General features: G+C 70.4%; 18 protein-coding genes. 13 read left to right on the forward strand and 5 right to left on the reverse strand.

What is annotated here, in order from left to right; all coding sequences use genetic code 11:
* Positions 1 to 265 precede the first annotated feature (265 nt).
* From ASF18_RS12570 to ASF18_RS12590, 5 genes are all read left to right on the forward strand, one after another.
* Positions 266 to 1033: a hypothetical protein gene (locus ASF18_RS12570; RefSeq protein WP_244472685.1), complete on the forward strand. Its 768-nt coding sequence runs from the start codon at positions 266 to 268 to the stop codon at positions 1031 to 1033.
* Positions 1034 to 1155: 122 nt separating this feature from the next.
* Complete coding sequence (locus ASF18_RS12575; RefSeq protein WP_056352017.1) at positions 1156 to 2307, forward strand: hypothetical protein; 1152 nt, start codon at positions 1156 to 1158, stop codon at positions 2305 to 2307.
* Between the two features lie 103 nt (positions 2308 to 2410).
* A complete protein-coding gene (locus ASF18_RS12580) occupies positions 2411 to 3391 on the forward strand; it encodes an SPFH domain-containing protein (protein ID WP_056211619.1) in 981 nt (326 codons plus the stop codon).
* Positions 3388 to 3822, forward strand: a complete 435-nt coding sequence (locus ASF18_RS12585; RefSeq protein ID WP_056211621.1) for an NfeD family protein — start codon at positions 3388 to 3390, stop codon at positions 3820 to 3822. Before ASF18_RS12580 ends, ASF18_RS12585 begins: the two co-directional genes overlap by 4 nt.
* Before the next feature lie 135 nt (positions 3823 to 3957).
* Positions 3958 to 5421 carry a phosphomannomutase gene (locus ASF18_RS12590; protein ID WP_056352018.1) on the forward strand — a complete coding sequence of 488 codons (1464 nt, stop codon included), beginning with the start codon at positions 3958 to 3960 and terminating at the stop codon, positions 5419 to 5421.
* Between the two features lie 61 nt (positions 5422 to 5482).
* On the opposite strand, the gene ASF18_RS12595 is transcribed toward ASF18_RS12590, so the two are convergent.
* Positions 5483 to 8398, reverse strand: coding sequence for a phosphoenolpyruvate carboxylase (locus tag ASF18_RS12595; protein ID WP_056352793.1), 2916 nt, complete (start codon positions 8396 to 8398; stop codon positions 5483 to 5485).
* A 330-nt stretch (positions 8399 to 8728) separates the two neighbouring features.
* On the opposite strand from ASF18_RS12595, the gene ASF18_RS12600 reads away from it, so the two are divergent.
* From ASF18_RS12600 to ASF18_RS12610, 3 genes are read left to right on the forward strand one after another with little or no spacing between them, the layout of a single operon-like run.
* Entirely contained in the window at positions 8729 to 9040 is a 312-nt protein-coding gene (locus ASF18_RS12600; protein ID WP_056352021.1) for a hypothetical protein, read from the forward strand.
* Positions 9040 to 9858, forward strand: coding sequence for a hypothetical protein (locus tag ASF18_RS12605; RefSeq protein ID WP_156649790.1), 819 nt, complete (start codon positions 9040 to 9042; stop codon positions 9856 to 9858). The genes ASF18_RS12600 and ASF18_RS12605 overlap by 1 nt, the downstream gene beginning before the upstream one ends.
* 22 nt (positions 9859 to 9880) lie before the next feature.
* A complete protein-coding gene (locus tag ASF18_RS12610; protein WP_056211625.1) occupies positions 9881 to 10330 on the forward strand; it encodes a cupin domain-containing protein in 450 nt (149 codons plus the stop codon).
* Positions 10331 to 10333: 3 nt separating this feature from the next.
* Here the strand turns inward: ASF18_RS12610 and ASF18_RS12615 are convergent, their stop codons facing one another.
* Positions 10334 to 11224 (reverse strand): EamA family transporter, encoded by an 891-nt coding sequence (locus tag ASF18_RS12615; RefSeq protein WP_056352024.1) that lies wholly within the window; start codon positions 11222 to 11224, stop codon positions 10334 to 10336.
* Between the two features lie 253 nt (positions 11225 to 11477).
* On the opposite strand from ASF18_RS12615, the gene ASF18_RS12620 reads away from it, so the two are divergent.
* Entirely contained in the window at positions 11478 to 12038 is a 561-nt protein-coding gene (locus ASF18_RS12620; protein WP_056352027.1) for a c-type cytochrome, methanol metabolism-related, read from the forward strand.
* A gap of 91 nt (positions 12039 to 12129) precedes the next feature.
* Here ASF18_RS12620 and phbB read toward each other — a convergent pair whose 3' ends face one another.
* Positions 12130 to 12858 (reverse strand): acetoacetyl-CoA reductase, encoded by a 729-nt coding sequence (phbB, locus tag ASF18_RS12625; RefSeq protein ID WP_056211631.1) that lies wholly within the window; start codon positions 12856 to 12858, stop codon positions 12130 to 12132.
* Positions 12859 to 12992: 134 nt separating this feature from the next.
* Positions 12993 to 14174 carry an acetyl-CoA C-acetyltransferase gene (locus tag ASF18_RS12630; protein ID WP_056276136.1) on the reverse strand — a complete coding sequence of 394 codons (1182 nt, stop codon included), beginning with the start codon at positions 14172 to 14174 and terminating at the stop codon, positions 12993 to 12995.
* A 317-nt stretch (positions 14175 to 14491) separates the two neighbouring features.
* Between ASF18_RS12630 and phaR the strand changes: the two genes are divergently transcribed.
* Both phaR and ASF18_RS12640 read left to right on the forward strand, forming a co-directional pair.
* On the forward strand, positions 14492 to 15115 hold the full coding sequence (phaR, locus tag ASF18_RS12635) for a polyhydroxyalkanoate synthesis repressor PhaR (RefSeq protein ID WP_056352029.1): 624 nt from the start codon (positions 14492 to 14494) through the stop codon (positions 15113 to 15115).
* A 157-nt stretch (positions 15116 to 15272) separates the two neighbouring features.
* A complete protein-coding gene (locus tag ASF18_RS12640; protein WP_056352032.1) occupies positions 15273 to 15521 on the forward strand; it encodes a hypothetical protein in 249 nt (82 codons plus the stop codon).
* A gap of 130 nt (positions 15522 to 15651) precedes the next feature.
* Here ASF18_RS12640 and rpmF read toward each other — a convergent pair whose 3' ends face one another.
* Positions 15652 to 15840, reverse strand: coding sequence for a 50S ribosomal protein L32 (gene rpmF / locus ASF18_RS12645; protein ID WP_055946842.1), 189 nt, complete (start codon positions 15838 to 15840; stop codon positions 15652 to 15654).
* A 389-nt stretch (positions 15841 to 16229) separates the two neighbouring features.
* Between rpmF and ASF18_RS12650 the strand changes: the two genes are divergently transcribed.
* Together ASF18_RS12650 and ASF18_RS12655 are read left to right on the forward strand one after the other, a co-directional pair.
* Complete coding sequence (locus tag ASF18_RS12650; protein WP_056211638.1) at positions 16230 to 16592, forward strand: helix-hairpin-helix domain-containing protein; 363 nt, start codon at positions 16230 to 16232, stop codon at positions 16590 to 16592.
* Positions 16593 to 16760: 168 nt separating this feature from the next.
* Positions 16761 to 17387 (forward strand): ribonuclease D, encoded by a 627-nt coding sequence (locus ASF18_RS12655; protein ID WP_056276125.1) that lies wholly within the window; start codon positions 16761 to 16763, stop codon positions 17385 to 17387.
* Positions 17388 to 17539: the final 152 nt, after the last annotated feature.

Consider the following 17539-nt stretch of genomic DNA (forward strand, 5'->3'; position numbering starts at 1 on the left):
CCGAACCGTTGCGTGCGCATTCAGGGAAACTTAGCGGCCGCACCCGACGTTTCATTCCGGTCGATCGGTCCCGCACGCGCTTTTCCGAAACCCCGGCCGCGACCCCGGTGATGATGCCATGCGCCACGGTCCAAGCTCCAACGGAACCGGTCTCATCCGACTTGGCTTCGCCTCGTCCGTCGCGCTGATGAGCGCGGCTCTATCCGTAGGAACGGCGCAGGCCCAGACGCGCCCAGGTTGGGTCGATCCGCCGGCTCGACAGGCGGTGCAACCCGGCGCGGACAAGGCCGTCGGTGAGAAGCTGTCGCTCGAAAAATCTGCGTCCGAGAAGCCGGCGTCCGAGAAGCCCTTAGCCGAGACGCCTGCGACGGCCAAGGCGCAGGCGGATGGCTCGTCGGCTCAGGACGCGGCGAGCGCCGAGCGGACGCCGATGGCCGCGCACCGGCGGCGCGTGGCAGGATCCGCCGACGGCCGCCGTGCGGCGACCCGCGAGGGACGCGCCGCGCCGGAGCGCCTGCATATCCGCCCGCGCCTAGCCGACACGCCCACCCCGATGGCATCACCGGCGGCGGCCTCGGACGCACGCTTCCCCGAATGGGCCGCCGCCGCGACGCGCCTGACCGACCGGTACCTGGACAACGTCTCGGCCTCCGGGGACGCGATGGTGGTGAACGCGCCGCGATTCTACGCCGAGCGGGTCCGTTTCCACGGCCGCACCCTGTCACTGGCGGCCCTCATCGCCGAGAAGCGCCGCTTCGTCCGGCGCTGGCCCGAGCGTCACTACGAGGCACAGGGCGGAGCGACCCGAACGGCCTGCAACGCGGCGAGCGCGACCTGCATCGTCCACACCACCTTCAATTTCCGCGCCGACAACCCGGGGCGCGGCGTGCGTTCGCAGGGCGTATCCGAACTCACTCTGACCATCAGCTTCGCCGGGGAGCGCCCGCTGATCGTCGCCGAGTCGAGCCGCGTGCTGCGCCGCTATGGTGCGGGGCCGCAGAGCGCTATAGCGAATGCGCAGCGCGGTGCCTGAGGCCGGCCCGTCGCGATCGGTGCGTCATACCCGGAGTTCTGCGCATCTTGGATGATCGAAATCCACCCTCGCCGGGACTGGGTGAGGCGCGACGGGACGGGGCGGCCTCGGAGCGTGAAGCCTTGCGCCTGCGTATCGCCCGAGCCGTCACGCAGGCAGGCGCCTATCCGGTGGCAGAGCGCACGCTCGCGCTCCTGGCGGAAGCGGCCCTCGCGCCGAGCCCGGAGCCGCCCGGCTACCGCGTGATCGATCGGACGGGCGCACCGCGTCACGTCACCGAGGCGGACGGGGCCCTGGTTCCGATGGATTTGCCGGCCCTCCTCGCGGAGCTCCGAGACCGGCACCCCGCCCTGTTCCGGCCGATTCCCGCGCAGGAACCCGAGTCCGCGCCGGAACCCGTTCCGACGGAGGATTTCCGAATGGCGACGGCGCGGTTCGTCGAGGCGCAGTCGGTTCTGGCACGGTCCCTGGTCACGCGCTCGGCCACCCGAAGCCGTGCCCTTGCCACCTCCCTGTCCAGTCGCTTCGCGACGCTCCGGCGCAGCCGGGTCGCGTCTTCGCCGGCTGAGGCGGTCGCGCCGGGACCCGCGGCCGACCCCGCGGAACCGAGCCGGGCCGGCCTCGTCGCCGGCCGCGTCCGAGAGGGGGCGCAGCGCGTCGGCGGCTATGCCCGCGGTCGCCTCGCCGACAGCGCCTCGCGTCTTGGCGAAGTCGCCCGCGACCGCAACGTGATGCGCGATGCCCTATCCCGGCGCGCCCTCCCGATCGGACTCGGCGCCGCTGCGCTCGTGGCCCTCCTCGCCGTCTTCGGAGGGCGGACGCCACAGGAGACCGCTTCGCCCGATACGGGGGGACCGGCTCAATCCCCGCCGCAGGCCTCGTCCACAGCGGCGCCGCCGAGCGCGCCCGACATGAGTCCCGCTCTGCCGGAGGAAACGCCTCCGAAACCGGCCTCGGCCAACGAGATCCGTGGTCCGGTGGAGGTCATCGATACCGCGACCCTGCGGGTCGGCGGCAAGCTCGTGCGCCTTTTCGGGGTGGAGTGGGTGCGCGGCGGACAGGCTGACGAACTCACCCGCTACCTGGCCGGCCGTACCGTGACCTGCCAGCCGGTGGCCGGCAGCGAGGCCCGCCTGTGCGCGGTGGACGGGCGCGACCTCTCCGAGGTGGTGCTGTTCAACGGCGGCGGCCGCGCCTCACCCGAGGCGACGCCAGACCTCGTGGCCGCCGAGGACCATGCCCGCGCCGAGCGCCTCGGAGTCTGGGGACGCTGACACCCTGACCTTGGTCGCCTCCGCGCCCAGGACGCACCCGACACCCTTGCGTCGCACGATCCGGCCGGTCTCAATGCCGGCGGGATCGTCGGGGGAATGGGGCATGGATTTCTCTGTGGGCGTGAGCGTCGCGGCGGTGGTGCTCGTGGCGCTCGTCGTCGTGACCCTCGGGATCGGCATCAACATCGTCCCCCAGGGGCACGTCTACACCGTGGAGCGGTTCGGCAAGTACCACCGCAGCCTGGAATCCGGCCTCGGCCTCATCGCCCCCTACGTCGAGCGAATCGGCCGGCGGGTGAACGTGATGGAGCAGGTCATCGACGTGCCGAGCCAAGAGGCCTTCACCCGTGACAATGCCGGGGTGCGGATCGATGCCGTGGTGTTCTACCAGGTGCTCGATGCAGCCCGAGCCTCCTACGAGGTCTCCAACCTCGAGGTCGCGATGATGACTCTGACGATGACCAACATCCGCACGGTGGTCGGCTCCATGGATCTCGACCAACTCCTGTCCCATCGCGACGAGATCAACGAGCGCCTGCTGCGGGTGATGGATGCCGCCGCCTCACCCTGGGGCGTGAAGATGACCCGCATCGAGATCAAGGACATCGTGCCGCCCGCCGACCTCGCCGGCGCGATGGCGCGGCAGATGAAGGCCGAGCGCGAGAAGCGCGCCTCTGTGCTGGAGGCGGAGGGGCACCGGCAAGCCGAGATCCTGCGTGCGGAGGGGCGCAAGCAATCGGCGATCCTGGAGGCGGAAGGGCGCAAGGAGGCGGCCTTTCGCGATGCGGAGGCGCGGGAGCGCGGAGCGGAGGCCGAGGCGCGGGCGACCCAGCTCGTCAGCGAGGCCATCGCCAAGGGCGACCTCGCGGCAGCGAATTTCCTCGTGGCCGAGAAGTATGTCGAGGCGGTCAAGGCCATCGCCACCGCGCCGAACCAGCGCGTGGTGGTGGTCCCGATCGAGGCGGCGGCCCTCGCGGGCACCCTGGGCGGCATCGCCGAGATCACCCGCAGCGTCTTTGGCGAGGGGGCTCCTGCCCGGAAGAGTGCGGGCCTGCCTCCGAATGTCGGCGGGTCGGCGCGATGATCGCGTCGTTCGTCGACGCGATCGGCCCGGCCTGGACCTGGATCCTCGTCGGCCTCGTGCTGATGGGAACCGAACTCGTCGCCTCGGGGGTGTTCCTGCTCTGGCTCGGTCTCGCAGCCGTGGTCACGGGGCTGCAAAGTCTCCTCGTGCCGATGCCCTGGCAGGGACAGCTGCTGCTGTTCGCCGTCCTGTCGGTGGCCTTCGCGGTGGTCGCAAGCCGCCGGAACAAGGACGGTCCGAGCGCCCTGAACCAGGGCGCCCAGGGCCTCGTCGGGCGGGACTATTCCCTCGTGGCACCGATCGTCGCCGGCGAGGGTCGGATCCGCGTCAACGACACCCTCTGGCGCGTCACCGGCCCGGATGCGCCCATGGGCGCCCGGGTGCGGGTGACGGGGGTGGAAGGCACGCTGCTCACGGTCGTGCCGGTATAGGCACCGGCACCCCCTCGGGGATCGCGCCCCTGGCCTCCACGAATCGGCATGCGATTGAGACGGGGAACCACTTCTCCTAGAAGCAGCGCTGTCGTCTTGCCGGCGCCGCGTCGCGCCCCTGTGATGGGAGTTCTCATGAGCAGCTTGAAGTTCGGGACGAGCGGTCTGCGTGGGCTGGTCACCGACCTGGTGGGCTGGCCGAGCTACGCCTATGCGAGGGCCTTCTTCCGCTCCGTCGCCGAGACGACCGGCACCGGTCGAACCGTCGTGATCGGGCGAGACCTGCGCGACAGCAGCCCCGGCATCGCCGCCACGGTGGCGGCCGCCGCCACGGGCGCCGGCTTCACGGCCATCGATTGCGGCGCGCTGCCGACGCCGGCCCTGGCTCTGGAAGCGCTTCGGCGCGGCGTCTGTGCCGTGATGGTCACCGGCAGCCACATTCCGGAGGACCGGAACGGTCTGAAATTCTACCGGCCCGACGGTGAGATCACCAAGACCGATGAGGCTGCGATCCTGGCGGCCCTCGGCGACATCACCACGGAAGGCGCCATGGCGGCGGCCGATCCCGCTGCGCCGGAGCCCGGCGCGACGGACCGTTACCGTCAGCGCTATTGCGGAACGTTCCCGTCCGACATCCTGGCCGGCCTCAGGATCGCGGTCTACCAGCAGAGCTCCGTGGCGCGCGACCTGCTCGTGGAACTGCTGACGGCGTTGGGCGCGGACGTGACCTCGATCGGGCGCGCGGACCGCTTCGTTCCCATCGACACGGAGGCCCATCGCCCTGAGGACATCGCCTTCATCCGCGATGCCACGGCGTCGGGCGATTTCGACGCCCTGGTGACGACGGATGGCGACGCGGACCGGCCACTGGTCGCGGATGCCGCCGGACGAATCCTGCGGGGGGATGTTCTCGGGCTGATCACGGCGCGGTATCTCGGCGTCGATACCGTCGTCGTGCCGGTCACGGCGGGCTCGGCCATCGAGCATGCGGGCGGGTTCCGGCAGGTGCTGCGCACCAGGGTCGGCTCGCCCTACGTCATCGCCGGCATGGCCCAGGCGGAGACGGAGGGCGCCGACGCCGTTGTCGGCTTTGAGGCGAATGGTGGCTTCCTGCTCGGTTCGGACGTGACCCTCGATGGCCGAACCCTGCCCGCGCTGCCGACCCGCGATGCGATGCTGCCGATTCTGGCGACCCTGGCCGCGGCGCGCAAAGCCGGACTGTCGCTCGCGGACCTCGTCGCATCCCTCTCCGTGGGCGAGACCGCCAGCGACCGCCTGCCCAATACGCCGGCCGAGAAGAGCGGCGCCTTCCTGCGGCAACTCGGCGAGGAGACGTATCGGCGGGATTTCGTTCGGCCGATCGGTGAGCCGCGCGCCATCGACGAGCAGGATGGCGTGAGGATGGAGCTCGATGGCGGACGCACCATTCACTTCCGCGCCTCCGGCAACGCGCCCGAACTGCGCTGCTACGCCGAGGCGGGAACGGCCGGAGAGGCGGAGGACCTGGTCCGCTGGGGATTGGCGGCCGCGGCGGCCGCGATGACGATGGGCGCGCCGGGCTCGGACGCCGCGCCGGACGGATCGGCGTTCGGCCCCTGAACTTGAGGAGCCGCCGGCGTAACCCGGCGGCCTCGGCGCGCCGGGGCCGTGAGGCTCGGCCTCATCCGAACGCGCCCACCTCGTGCTGGATCATGCCCGAGATCTCGCGCACCCGCTGGAAGCTGCGCCGGATCGGCTCGAACAGCGTCTTGTGCTCGGCCTCGTAGGTGCCGACGTCGCGCGGGCCCGCCGGTTCGCCGAAGTTCAGGCCGAGGGTCGGATCCGGGGTGATCGGGAAGATGTCCTCCAGCAGCGTGAGGCAGCCGTCGATGTCGAGGCGCAGGAAGCGCTCGATCAGCGCTTCGCGGCTCACGCCCGATTGCGGTCGGAAACCCGGAATGTGCACGGCCAGGAACCAGATCCGGTGGATCAGCGCGAGGCGGATCGCGTGCAGCAGGGTCAGGCGGGCCGACATCCGGCCGAGGTCGGGAGCGGCGACCTGCAGGTTGAGCCAGTCGCAGGTGAGGCGGCCGAAGAGGTGGCGCAGGTCGGGGGCGAGCCGCAGCCGGTCGAGGGCGTTGGCGATCACCACGAGTTCCTCGCGCCGGCCGTCGCGCTGGGTGCGCCGGGCCCGCTCCAGCCACACCGCCGGGTCGAGCGTGTCGATATACGCGCGCAGCACGTCGAGGTCGGAGACGCTGGCCGCGTGCTGCACGAGTCGGAAGGCCCGGGAGAAGCGTACGGAATCCCGGCGCATGTCACGGAACAGGTCCGGGGTCCGGCCGGCCGCCCGGCCGACGCCGTGCAGGGAATTGGCCAGGAAGCCGAGCTGCTGCAGGATCGCGTTGTTGGGAATCGCCCGCATCTGGCGCGGATGGGTGATCATGGTCGGGCCGCCGCCATCGGTCTGGCGGGCGACGGGCCGGGAGCCCGTGCGGTCGAGGAGGCTCGGACCGAAGGTCCCCAGCAGGGCGGCGTAGCCGGGATCGTCCACCAGCGCCTCCATGTCCTGGCGCACCACGGTGAAGAACTCGGCGGCGAAATCCGGCTCGGCGTAGATCGGGTCGTCGGTCTCATCGGCCCCGCTGGCGGGATCGGAGAGGACATAGTCGGCGAAGCTGTCGTCGTCGGCGGTGTCGAAGGCGAAGACGTGCTCGGCGATGCGCTCCACCGTGGCCTCGGCCAGGGGCAGGGTGCCGAACATCAGGTAGCCGTCCGAGCCCTGGAAGCTCGATTCGAGGCGTACCCGGATTCCGGCATTCCGGTTGCGCCGACGCGAATCCTCCGGGGCGAGATAGGCGAGGCGGTCGCGCAGGGAGCTGGGATGCGCGCCCCGGCCGATGGATTCGCCGTGGGTGTCGAAGATCGCGAGTTCCACGCCCGTGAGATCGTTCTGCACCATCAGCTCGGTGATGCGCAGGCGCAGACGCTCGATCCAGAAGCTCGCCGCGAGCTGGCCGACATAGCGCCCGGAATCGGAATAGCCGAACTGTACCGTCAGTCGGCCGATGCGCTTGAGATATTGCCGCCAATGCGGGTTGCGGAGCGCATCGTCGAGGACCCGGATGCCCTGTTCGAGGGCGCTGGCCGTCTCGAACAGCGGCGTGATCTCGACCCTGTCGGCGATGCCGTAGTGCCGCGCCAGCCAGAGGGCGGCCAGCAGCGTGTAGCCGGTCTCGGTCTCGGCGATCAGGAAGCGGACCGGGTGGGTGCCGTCCACGTGCTTGAGGATCTGGGTGATCGTCATCATCAGCCGGGCGGCCGAGGCCCGCTCGGCGGCGAGCGCGCCGAAATCCACGTCCACCGCCTGCACGTCGTTGAGCAGCGCGTGGATGGTGGCGAGGTGCGAACGGCGCTGGGCGGCGTCCGTGGGTTCACCCTCGAGATCGGTGACGCGCCGCACCGCGTTGTGGATCTGGCTGGCGTTCAGCCGGAAATGCGGCAGGGCGTTCGAGAGACCGTGGGTGGCGATGCCGGACCGCAGCAGGGCGATGCTGCGCTGGTCGGCCTCGGATTCGGCCGCCCCGAGGGCGCCCGCGAGTCCGGCCAGGATCGCGCTGGCATCGGTCTGGGCCCGTTCGCGCTCGATGATCAGGGCGAGGGCGAAGCGATGCACCGCCTCCAGGGACGGCTTGGTTCCGAGCCGGGGCGCGACGGCGAGCTGGCGGTTCACGGCGGCGAGGGCGTTCCCCGTGAGGTCGCGCACCACCTGGGTCGCGGGCACCTGGGGGAGGTGGCGCATGACCCGATCGAGCTGCATCCGCTTGGATTCGAGGCGATAGCGCAGGGTGTCCCACCAGCCGATATCGGTGCGCCCGTCGGTGTCGCACCCGACCCAGCTCGCGATCGCGAAGGGTTTCGGGACGAGCTCCGTCCAGCGGTCGGGCCAGCGCGCCCGGGCCGCATCGAGGAGCATGGCGTTGAAGCCGTCGACGGCGGTGCGGCCGTGATTGGCCGCGATGCAGGCCTGCTCGAACTCGTCGTCGAGGCTGATGTTCGGGTCGGGCCGGGTCGAGAGGGCGGCCGCGCGCGCGACCAGCGGCGCGCGGGCGGCGCCCTCGGCCTGGCTCGCCGCCTGGGCGATCAGGGCGGCGACGGCGCGCGGCATCCCGAAGGTCGGATGGGCGGTGAAGACCACGGCGAAGCCCGTGCGGCCCACGAGGTCCCGGAAGGTCTCGAAATCGCCCTGGCGCGCGGGGACCGCCGCCACGAGACGGGCGGCCATCCGGCTGTCGGGCGCCGACACCGCGTCCCGGTCCAGCCCCACATAGGCGCGCAGGCGCTCGGCGCGGGACGCCAGGGACTGGGATCGCAGCCGGGGAAACAGGTCGTCCAAGTCGTCCTCGCCGATCTCGCCCCGGTCGAAGCGCCGGGTGATGGCGAGCGTGACCGCGAGCACGGGATTGCGGAACGGATCCTCCGCCGCCTGCTCGCGGGATTCCTCGATCAGCCGCAGGAGGTCGCGCTCCAGGCTCTCCGCCCCCTGCGGATCAGGGCCGGGGTCGTGGGCGGCATCGGCCGGATGGAGGTCATGCATGCGCATCGATCGACCTTGAGGTTCGGGAGCGGGCTAGGGCGTCATACGGCATGCGGACGCCGCCGGTGCGTCGGAACTGCGCGAAATCCCCGGCCATCGACACGGAAAGAGGGCCATCTCCGGGGTCGCATGGTCCATCCCTGCGCAGTTCCTGTCTGCACGGCTCATGCCTGACCGCCCCGGAACCGGGGATATCGAGCCGGGGTCGAGCCGTTCCTTCTGACATCGTCGCTCGACGACGCAAGGACCGTTCCGGCGTGGGGCGGCGGCCCGCGAACGTGCCGGGAGAGGATGCAACGCGGCGCGTCCTGGGCTAACGCTGGACCCGGCATGGAAACACTCCTGATCCTGGGGGCCCTGGGCGTCCTCCTGTTCTCCGGCTTCCTCGTGGCCCTTCAGCTCAGGCGGGGGCGTCGGCCCGAACTGCGCATGGCGCGCGAGGAAGACCTCGTGGACGAGGCCGATGGCGAGGATCTGCTGATCCGCAGCCTCGAGCCGCTGCGCCCCAGTCCCATCGATCGCAGCGCGACCGTCCTGGACATCGAGCCGGAGCGGCCGCTCGGGGTTTCGGACGAGGAGCCGGCCCGTAAGTTGCCGTCGCCGCCCCGTCCAGACCCGCATCGAGAACGAGAGCTTCGCTGATGGTGTGCTCCCGCACGCGCCGGTGGCCGACCCTCCAGCCCGCGGCCTTCCTGTCGCTGGCCTCCCTGTCCCTGGTTGCCCTGATCCTGGCGGGAGCGGCCCAGGCTCAGGTGTCCGAGCCGGCTCCCGAGACCGAGCGACCGGCCGCGGCGCCGACCCCGCGCCGGCTTGCCCCGAAGCCCAAACCCAAGCTCGCGCCCAAACCTGCGGTGAAACCGGCGGCCGAGGCCCCCGCGACCACCCCCATCGACCCGGAGCCCGCGCCCGTCGCCGCTCCCGCGCCGATGCCAGCCGCTAACCTGCCCGGCCTGACCGTGCAGTGCGAGGCCCGGGCGGCGGTCTACGAGGGACAGAAGGACTTTGTGGTCTGGGTGACCCGCACGGGGGCCGTCGTCGTCGAGAATCCGCTGCGCCCGCTCACGCCGGAGACGACCCGGGTCCTGGAGGTCGTCATCGCCGGCAAGGCCGCCACGGCATACGGCCCCGACCTGTTCGCCCTGCGGCGCGGCGGCAGCCCGGCGGCCCTCGGGGCGCTGCTCGGCGCCCCGGTCCGCTGGGATGCCGTGCCGGCGCCCCTGCCCGACACGCTCAACATCGTCTCCGACACCGGAAAGAGTCTGGCGCAGCTCGGGTTTCGGGAATGCGGGGAGGCTCCAGCCGTGACGCGTGCGCCGGTGGCCGCCGGGAACGAGGCGGCCAAGCCGAGCAAGACCCCGGTGAAGAAGGTCCGGCCGAAGGTGGCCAAGGAGTCGGGGAGCGGATCGTCCGGCGCCAAGGCCCCCCCCGGCCTCAGCCTGCCGCAGGGTGCCATCGAGTGACGCCATCTGCAGGAGTTCGCCCATGAGTGCCGGATCCCAGGGACCGACCGCCGCCGAGGTGATCGCCCGCCTCGGCCTCGCGCCGCACCCGGAGGGCGGGCATTACCGCGAGACCTTCCGGGATCCCCGCACCGTCGAGGGGCGCTCGGTGGGCAGCGCGATCTACTACCTCCTCGATCTCGGTGAGGTCTCCGAATGGCACCGGGTGGATGCGGCCGAGATCTGGCACTGGCACGCGGGTGCCCCCCTCGTCCTGACGGTGAGCCCCAACGGTCACGATGCCAGCGCGGCCTATCTCGGCCCCGACCTCGCGCGGGGTCAGCAGCCGCAGATCGTCGTCCCGGCCGGCCACTGGCAGACCGCCACCAGCCTCGGGGCCTGGACGCTGGTGGGCTGCACGGTCTCACCGGCCTTCGAATTCGCCGGCTTCGAGATGGCGCCGCCGGACTGGCGCCCGATGCCCAGGTCGTGAGGTTCAGGTCCCGTTGCGGAGGCGCTCGCGCGTCCCGGCCCGGGAGGCCCGCACCGCCACCCCGGCGCCGAGGACGATGAGGAGGCAGGCGAACGCCAGGGCCGGGCTCGGCTCGGCATAGCCGGCGAGCACCAGGGTCAGGGTCGACAGGATCGGGGCGGCGTAGGCCGCGACCCCGAGAAGGCGCAGGTCGCCCCGCTTCACCCCAATGTCCCAGAGATAGAACGCGGCGCCTACCGGCCCCAGGCCGAGGGCGACGACCGCCCCCCACTGCACCGTGCCCGCCGGCCACAGCGTCGTCTCGAAGGCGCGATGGCAGGCGAAGCTAAGAGCCGCTGTGGCGAGGCAGAAGCCCGCCACCGCATCGGTCGGCACCGCCCCGACCCGGGACGAGAGCACGGAATAGCCCGACCAGACGAAGGCGGCCGCCAGGGCCGCGAGATAGCCGGGCAGGGCTCCGGCGGCGAAGTCGATCCCGCCGCGGCCGGCGAACAGCACCATGACGCCGGCGAGTCCGAGGGCGGCCCCGCCGAGATGGCCGGCGTGCAGGCCCGCCGCCCCGGGAAGCCGGGCCGACAGCAGCACGATCAGGAGGGGCCAAAGATAATTGAGCAGGCCCGCCTCCGCCGGTGGGGCGAGGCGCAGGGCGGCGAAGTACAGGGCGTGGTATCCGAACAGGCCGCCGACGCCGAGGAGCCAGACCGGCCAGGGCTGGCGCAGGGTTTGGAGCCCCTCGCGCCTCAGGGGCCAACTCGCGCAGCCCACCAGGCCGCCCACCGCGAAGGTCATGGCGGCGAGCTGGAACGGGGGTATCGCGCCGGACAATGCGGTCAGCAGCGCGAGTTGCGACCACAGCAGGATCGCGCCGAAACCGAGGAGGGTCGGGGTGGGCATGGCAGGACCGAAGCGGATGGCAGGGGGCTCCTGTCCCATGGAGACCTGCCGGATGGCAACCGGGGACGATCCCGGATCCGACACGAGGCGCACCGACGCGCGGACCAGGGGCGATACGGACCGTACCGCGGCGCGACGCACCCGATGGCGAGGCGCTAGCGCGCATGATCTCACAACTGGGGGATGTTTTCCCTTGCGGACGGTTGTTTCCGGGCGTTTCTACCCTCGTCGCCCCAGACCCGGAGTTTTCAGGATGCGTCGGTCCCGTTCGTCCACTGCTACGCTGTTCGCCTCGACCCTGCTCGTCCTCGGTGCCAGTCCCGGCCGGGCGAATCCGACCCCGCCCGCGCCCGATCCGACCCTGAAGAGCGAGGGGCCGACCCAACCGGCCAAGGTCGACGACGGAAGTTACGTCGACAGGGACGGCACGCCGACCTACCACGTGACCCAGGGCGGCAAGATGGTCGATTGGCCGGCCATGTCCGGTTACGTGCGCTACAATGCCAACTGCATCGTCTGCCACGGCCCCGACGGGGCCGGTTCGACCTATGCGCCATCGCTGGTCGAGGCCCTGAAGCGCGACGATTACGCGACCTTCGTGGGCATCGTCGCGGGCGGCAAGAAGGACGTCAATTCCGCGCAGCAGCTGGTGATGCCGGCCTTCGGCGACAACCGGAACGTGATGTGCTACATCGACGACATCTACGTCTACCTGCGGGCGCGGGCAGACGGCGTCATCGGTCGCGGCCGGCCGGCCGAGCACGAACCGAAATCCGAATCGTTCAAGAAGCGCGAGGACGCCTGCATGGGCTGAAGCGCATCCTCGGATGGAGCGGTATCCCCCGAGAGGGACCCAATCCCGCCGCAGCGGGGGCGACGCGCGCCGCCCTCGCTGGTTCTAGAGATCAGGCGATGTACTGGGCGCCGTTGATCGTCAGGGTCGAGCCGGTGATGAAGCCGGAATCGTCGGCGGCGAGATACTCCACCGCGCGGGCGATCTCCTCGGCCTCACCGAGGCGACCCACCGGGATCGTCGAGATGATCTTGTTGCGCACCTCCTCCGGCACCGCCATGACCATGTCGGTGGCGATGTAGCCCGGCGCGATCACGTTGACGGTGATGCCCTTGGAGGCGCTCTCCTGGGCCAGGGCCTTGGCGAAGCCGATCACGCCGGCCTTGGCGGCCGAGTAATTGGTCTGGCCGACTTGGCCCTTCTGGCCGTTGATCGACGAGATCAGGATAATGCGGCCGAAGCCCCGGTTGCGCATGCCCTCGATCACCGGCCGGGTGACCGTGAAGGCGGAGTCGAGGTTGGTCTTGATGACCGCCTGCCACTTCTCGAAGGTCATCTTGTGGAACAGGCCGTCACGGGTGATGCCGGCATTGTTGACCAGGATATCGACCGGGCCGACCTCGGCCTCGACCGCCTTGATGCCGGCCTCGCAGGCCGCGTAGTCGCCGACGTCGAACTTGAAGACCGGGATGCCGGTCTCGTCCTTGAAGGCATTGGCCGCCTCGTCGTTGCCACCGTAATTGGCCGCGACCTTGTAGCCCTTGGCCTTCAGGCCCTTCGCGATGGCGGCGCCGATGCCGCGGGTGCCGCCGGTGACGAGGGCGACGCGTTCCTGAGCCATGGTTTCCTCCGAGATCTGGTTTCTTGTGATTGTCTTTGGCCGGTCGCGCTTTAGCGGAGGGTCCACGTCGGGCGCGACCGATTTAAATTTGCGGCGCCGTCAAGAATTCATGCGGCGCCCCTCAAGGCTCGGGCTCAGACGCGCTCGACGCAGAGGGCGACGCCCATGCCGCCGCCGATGCACAGGGTGGCGAGGCCGCGCTTGGCGTCACGGCGCTTCAGCTCGTGCAGGAGGGTGACGAGGACGCGGGCGCCCGAGGCCCCGATCGGGTGGCCGATGGCGATGGCGCCGCCATTGACGTTCACCTTGTCGGTGTCCCAGCCCATGTCCTTGTTCACGGCGAGCGCCTGGGCGGCGAAGGCCTCGTTGGCCTCGATCAGGTCGAGGTCGGAAGCCTTCCAGCCGGCCTTGTCCAGGGCCTTGCGCGAGGCCGGGATCGGGCCGGTGCCCATCACCTTGGGGTCGACGCCGGCCGTGGCCCAGGAGACGATCCGGGCCAGGGGCTTGATGCCCCGGCGCTCGGCCTCGGAAGCCGACATCAGCACGATGGCGGCCGCGCCGTCGTTGAGGCCGGAGGCGTTGGCGGCGGTGACGGTGCCGTCCTTGGCGAAGGCGGGCTTGAGCTTGGCCATGGCCTCGACGGTGGCACCGTCGCGGATGTACTCGTCGGTATCGACCACGACGTCGCCCTTGCGGCCCGGCACGGTGACGGCGGCGATCTCCTCCTTGAAGCGGCCCTCCTTGCGGGCGGCCTCGGCCTTGTTCTGCGAGGCGGTGGCGAACTGGTCCTGCTGCTCGCGGGTCAGCTGGAAGGCCTGTGCCACGTTCTCGGCCGTCTGGCCCATGTGGTAGCCGTTGAAGGCGTCCCAGAGGCCGTCCTTGATCATGGTGTCGACGAGCTTGACGTCGCCCATCTTCTGGCCGCCGCGCAGGTACTGCGCGTGGGGGGAGAGCGACATCGATTCCTGGCCGCCGGCCACGATCACGGTGGCGTCGCCGTTGGCAATCTGCTGCATGCCGATGGCGACCGTGCGCAGGCCCGAGCCGCAGACCTGATTGACGCCCCAGGCGGTGGCCTTCTCGGGGATGCCAGCCTTGATGGCGGCTTGGCGGGCGGGGTTCTGGCCGGCGCCGGCGGTGAGGACCTGGCCGAAGATCACCTCGTCCACGTCGTCGGCCGGGACGCCGGCGCGCTCGAGGGCGGCCTTGATCGCCACGGCGCCGAGATCGTGCGCGGGGACGGTGTTGAATACGCCGCCGAACGAACCCACCGCGGTGCGCGCCGCACCGACGATGACGATATCTTCTGCTGCCATGGTGACGTTCTCCTCATTCCGGCGGGCGCTCCCTTGACGCTCTGAATGCAATCGAGCGTGGGCGCCTTTGTGCCGTTCCCTCGGATGAAAGCCGTCGACCCTGCGAAGTCAAGGCATCCGAAGGTTGTTTGCGGCCCCGCCCGTGACAGGACGCGCTCCCTTGCGTGGTATTCCGCGGGATGGGCGATAAATTGCTGTTTTCGTCGGCACGGGAACGTCTTAAGGTGCACTTGTGCGGCGCGGGATCGAGCAGCGGTCCTTGGCGCCGCGGTAAGAAGATCGCGCGGCTACGAACGCGCCGGGAGAGGCCCCCAGAAATGGCGGATAACGGTAAGTCCACCCACACCGTCATCAAGAAATACGCCAACCGGCGCCTCTATCACACCGGGACGTCGACCTACGTCACCCTCGAGGACTTGGCGACGATGGTGCAGAACGGCGAGGACTTCCTCGTCTACGACGCGCGCTCGGGCGACGACATCACCCGGTCGGTGCTGACGCAGATCATCTTCGAGCAGGAGAACAAGGCCGGCGAGGACAACCTGCTGCCGGTGGCTTTCCTGCGCCAGCTGATCCGCTTCTACGGTGACAGCATGCGCACCATGGTTCCGAGCTTCCTGGAATTCTCGATGGCGAACTTCGCCCGGGACCAGGAGGGCCTGCGCGAGAAGATGACGCAGAGCTTCGCGCCCACCGCGTTCCAGAGTGCGATGGAGGAGCAGGTCCGGGCGAACATGAGCTTCTTCGGCGACGCGATGAAGATGTTCACCACCTTCGGCACCGGCCCGCTCTCCGGCATGGGGGCGCATCCCTCCTCGGCGGGCAAGTCCGCCGGCGTTCCCGCCCCGGTCCAGCACGGCTCGGCCGGAAGCGACCTCGACGACCTCAAGCGCCAGATGGCCGAGATGCAGTCCCGCCTCGAGGACCTGGCCAAGAAGTAGGCCCGCGGCGTCGGTGGAAATCTCCCGTGTGCGGGAATCGCCCGAGACCCTCAACGGGTAACCTTGCTGCGCGAGAGGCGCCGGATCAAAGGTTGACGAACCGTTAACGCGGGCCAATTCTGTTCCCACGGGCCATCCGGGCGCTGGGAGCGAGGGCATGGAGCGTGCCGAGACGGAGCGGGACGACCGAGGAGGTGCACCGCCTGAAGCGGTTCCCATCGCGCGCCATGACCTCGTGGTCATTTCCGGCAGCGAGGCGTCCGGGTTTCGGCCGGTTCCGGCCCGTCCCCTGTCCGGCTTCCTGGCCCAGCTCATCGTCAGCACCGAGCCGACCCTGCGGCCGTCCCGCATCGAGCGCACGCGCTCGGCCGCGGCGCGCTACGCCGAGGCTGCGCGCCGCGCCTGACGGACGCTGACATCACCCTCGGATGGTGGCGATCGGCCAACGAAAAAAGCCGGGCCCCTGCGGGGCCTCGGCTCGGAATCTCGGGCGTGCGGTGCGGTCCGGGGCGGCCGTACGGCGCCCCCGCGAGGACTCAGGCCTCGGTCGACTTCACCTTGAGGACCTGGCGGCCCCGGTACATGCCGGTCTTGAGATCGATGTGATGGGGACGACGCAGCTCGCCCGAATCCTTGTCGGTGACGTAGGTCGGGGCCTTGAGGGCGTCGGCGGAGCGGCGCATGCCGCGACGCGAGGGGGAGGTCTTTCGCTTCGGAACGGCCATCGGAAGAGTCCTGCTACGGCAAAAAAGGCACCGTGGGCGCGACTTCCAGGGGAAGGCCGCCTCGGTACCGTGGTCAAACGGAGATTCGCTGGCGGCTCTATAACGCCACCCGCAGGTTCTGGCTAGAGCGTCCCGCGCAGGAGGTTCGAAGAGGCAGGGCCGACAGGTCCGGCGCGGATCGGACCTCGGCGCGGCAAGGATCCCCGGCCCTCGCCGTGCCGGCCAGGATCCCGCCCTGGACCCGCGGAGGATTCGCTCCCCGCCGAACGGCATCAATCCCGGCGCGGAGACGCGCGAGGACTTTAATCTGCGGTTCAAGTTGGAACTTCTACTCAGGGGACAGGCTCGCCGCCGCATTACGCGGAGGGCGATGCTTTCGGGAGACATCCATGTCCTCATCCCTGCTGCGTACCCTCGCCGTTTTGACCTGCCTCGCCGCCGGCCCCGCCCTGGCCCAGGCGCCGAGCCCGGCCGCCCCCACGCCCTCGACGGCTCCCAAGACCGTGGCGCCGACCGCGCCCGCGGCGCCCAAGGCGCCGACGGTCGAGCCGGCCGCGAAGACGGCCCTAGTCGACATCAACAGCGCCACCGCCGCCGAGCTCGACGCCCTGCCGGGCATCGGTGCCGCCCGCGCCGCCGCGATCATCAAGGGGCGCCCCTATCGAGGCAAGGACGAGCTTCTGTCCAAGAAGATCATCCCGCAGAACGCCTATGACGGCATCAAGGACAAGGTCATCGCCAAGCAGAAGTGAGGCTGGCCAAACGGACATGTAAGGTCTGGCGCGGCGCGCGGGGTGTCCCTGCGCGCCGCGCGGTCTGCCACCCTTGCGGGGGTCCGTGCCGGGTGATAGGCGCCGGAGATCACACGAGAAACGCCGTTCGTGGCCCGTCGTCGATCCCAGCGCGAAAACTCCCCGTCCATGCCGCCGCCCCCCGCCATCCGCCTGCATCGCGGCGACCTGCCCGCCGATTACGTCGCCGGCCCGGCCATCGCCATCGACACCGAGACCCTCGGGCTCAACCCGCATCGCGACCGCCTCTGCGTCGTGCAGATCTCGCGTGGCGACGGCGCTGCCGACGTGGTCCAGATCATCCCTGGCGGACCCGCTCCCGAGACGCTGATGCGCGTGCTGGCCGATCCGGCCACCCTGAAGATCTTCCACTTCGCGCGCTTCGACCTCGCGGTGCTGTTCCAGGGCCTCGGGGTCATGCCGGCGCCGGTCTACTGCACCAAGGTGGCCTCGAAGCTGGCTCGCACCTACACCGACCGGCACGGGCTGAAGGACGTGGTCCGGGAACTCGTGGGCATCGACCTTTCCAAGCAGCAGCAATCCTCGGATTGGGGCGCCGATACCCTGAGCCAGGCCCAGGTCGATTACGCCGCCTCCGATGTGCTCTACCTGCACGCCGCGCGCGCGCGGCTCGACGCGATGCTGGAGCGGGAGGGCCGCACGGATCTCGCGCGGAACTGCTTCGACTTCCTTCCGACCCGCGCCCGGCTCGACCTCGCCGGCTGGCCGGACACCGACATCTTCGCGCATGCCTAGGGGCGGCCTCCCTCGCATGGGCCCCCGTCACGCCAGCCTTCCTGTCCCCGGCCTCCGTGCGCCGTCGCACATCCCCGCGCCCGCGCCTGCGCCATTCCGCCCTCGGGTGAACCGGAGGCTTGATGCTTTCTCAAGCTTCCCGTCATAACTTC

The sequence above is a fragment of the Methylobacterium sp. Leaf89 genome (genome assembly GCF_001422215.1).
GTDB lineage: Bacteria > Pseudomonadota > Alphaproteobacteria > Rhizobiales > Beijerinckiaceae > Methylobacterium.

Coding starts and splice junctions, on each gene's coding strand:
- ASF18_RS12580 (WP_056211619.1), top strand. CDS start 2,411: ATGGATTTCTCTGTGGGCGTGAGCGTCGCGGCGGTGGTGCTCGTGGCG.
- ASF18_RS12585 (WP_056211621.1), top strand. CDS start 3,388: ATGATCGCGTCGTTCGTCGACGCGATCGGCCCGGCCTGGACCTGGATC.
- ASF18_RS12590 (WP_056352018.1), top strand. CDS start 3,958: ATGAGCAGCTTGAAGTTCGGGACGAGCGGTCTGCGTGGGCTGGTCACC.
- ASF18_RS12595 (WP_056352793.1), bottom strand. CDS start 8,398: ATGCATGACCTCCATCCGGCCGATGCCGCCCACGACCCCGGCCCTGAT.
- ASF18_RS12600 (WP_056352021.1), top strand. CDS start 8,729: ATGGAAACACTCCTGATCCTGGGGGCCCTGGGCGTCCTCCTGTTCTCC.
- ASF18_RS12605 (WP_156649790.1), top strand. CDS start 9,040: ATGGTGTGCTCCCGCACGCGCCGGTGGCCGACCCTCCAGCCCGCGGCC.
- ASF18_RS12610 (WP_056211625.1), top strand. CDS start 9,881: ATGAGTGCCGGATCCCAGGGACCGACCGCCGCCGAGGTGATCGCCCGC.
- ASF18_RS12615 (WP_056352024.1), bottom strand. CDS start 11,224: ATGCCCACCCCGACCCTCCTCGGTTTCGGCGCGATCCTGCTGTGGTCG.
- ASF18_RS12620 (WP_056352027.1), top strand. CDS start 11,478: ATGCGTCGGTCCCGTTCGTCCACTGCTACGCTGTTCGCCTCGACCCTG.
- phbB (WP_056211631.1), bottom strand. CDS start 12,858: ATGGCTCAGGAACGCGTCGCCCTCGTCACCGGCGGCACCCGCGGCATC.
- ASF18_RS12630 (WP_056276136.1), bottom strand. CDS start 14,174: ATGGCAGCAGAAGATATCGTCATCGTCGGTGCGGCGCGCACCGCGGTG.
- phaR (WP_056352029.1), top strand. CDS start 14,492: ATGGCGGATAACGGTAAGTCCACCCACACCGTCATCAAGAAATACGCC.
- ASF18_RS12640 (WP_056352032.1), top strand. CDS start 15,273: ATGGAGCGTGCCGAGACGGAGCGGGACGACCGAGGAGGTGCACCGCCT.
- rpmF (WP_055946842.1), bottom strand. CDS start 15,840: ATGGCCGTTCCGAAGCGAAAGACCTCCCCCTCGCGTCGCGGCATGCGC.
- ASF18_RS12650 (WP_056211638.1), top strand. CDS start 16,230: ATGTCCTCATCCCTGCTGCGTACCCTCGCCGTTTTGACCTGCCTCGCC.
- ASF18_RS12655 (WP_056276125.1), top strand. CDS start 16,761: ATGCCGCCGCCCCCCGCCATCCGCCTGCATCGCGGCGACCTGCCCGCC.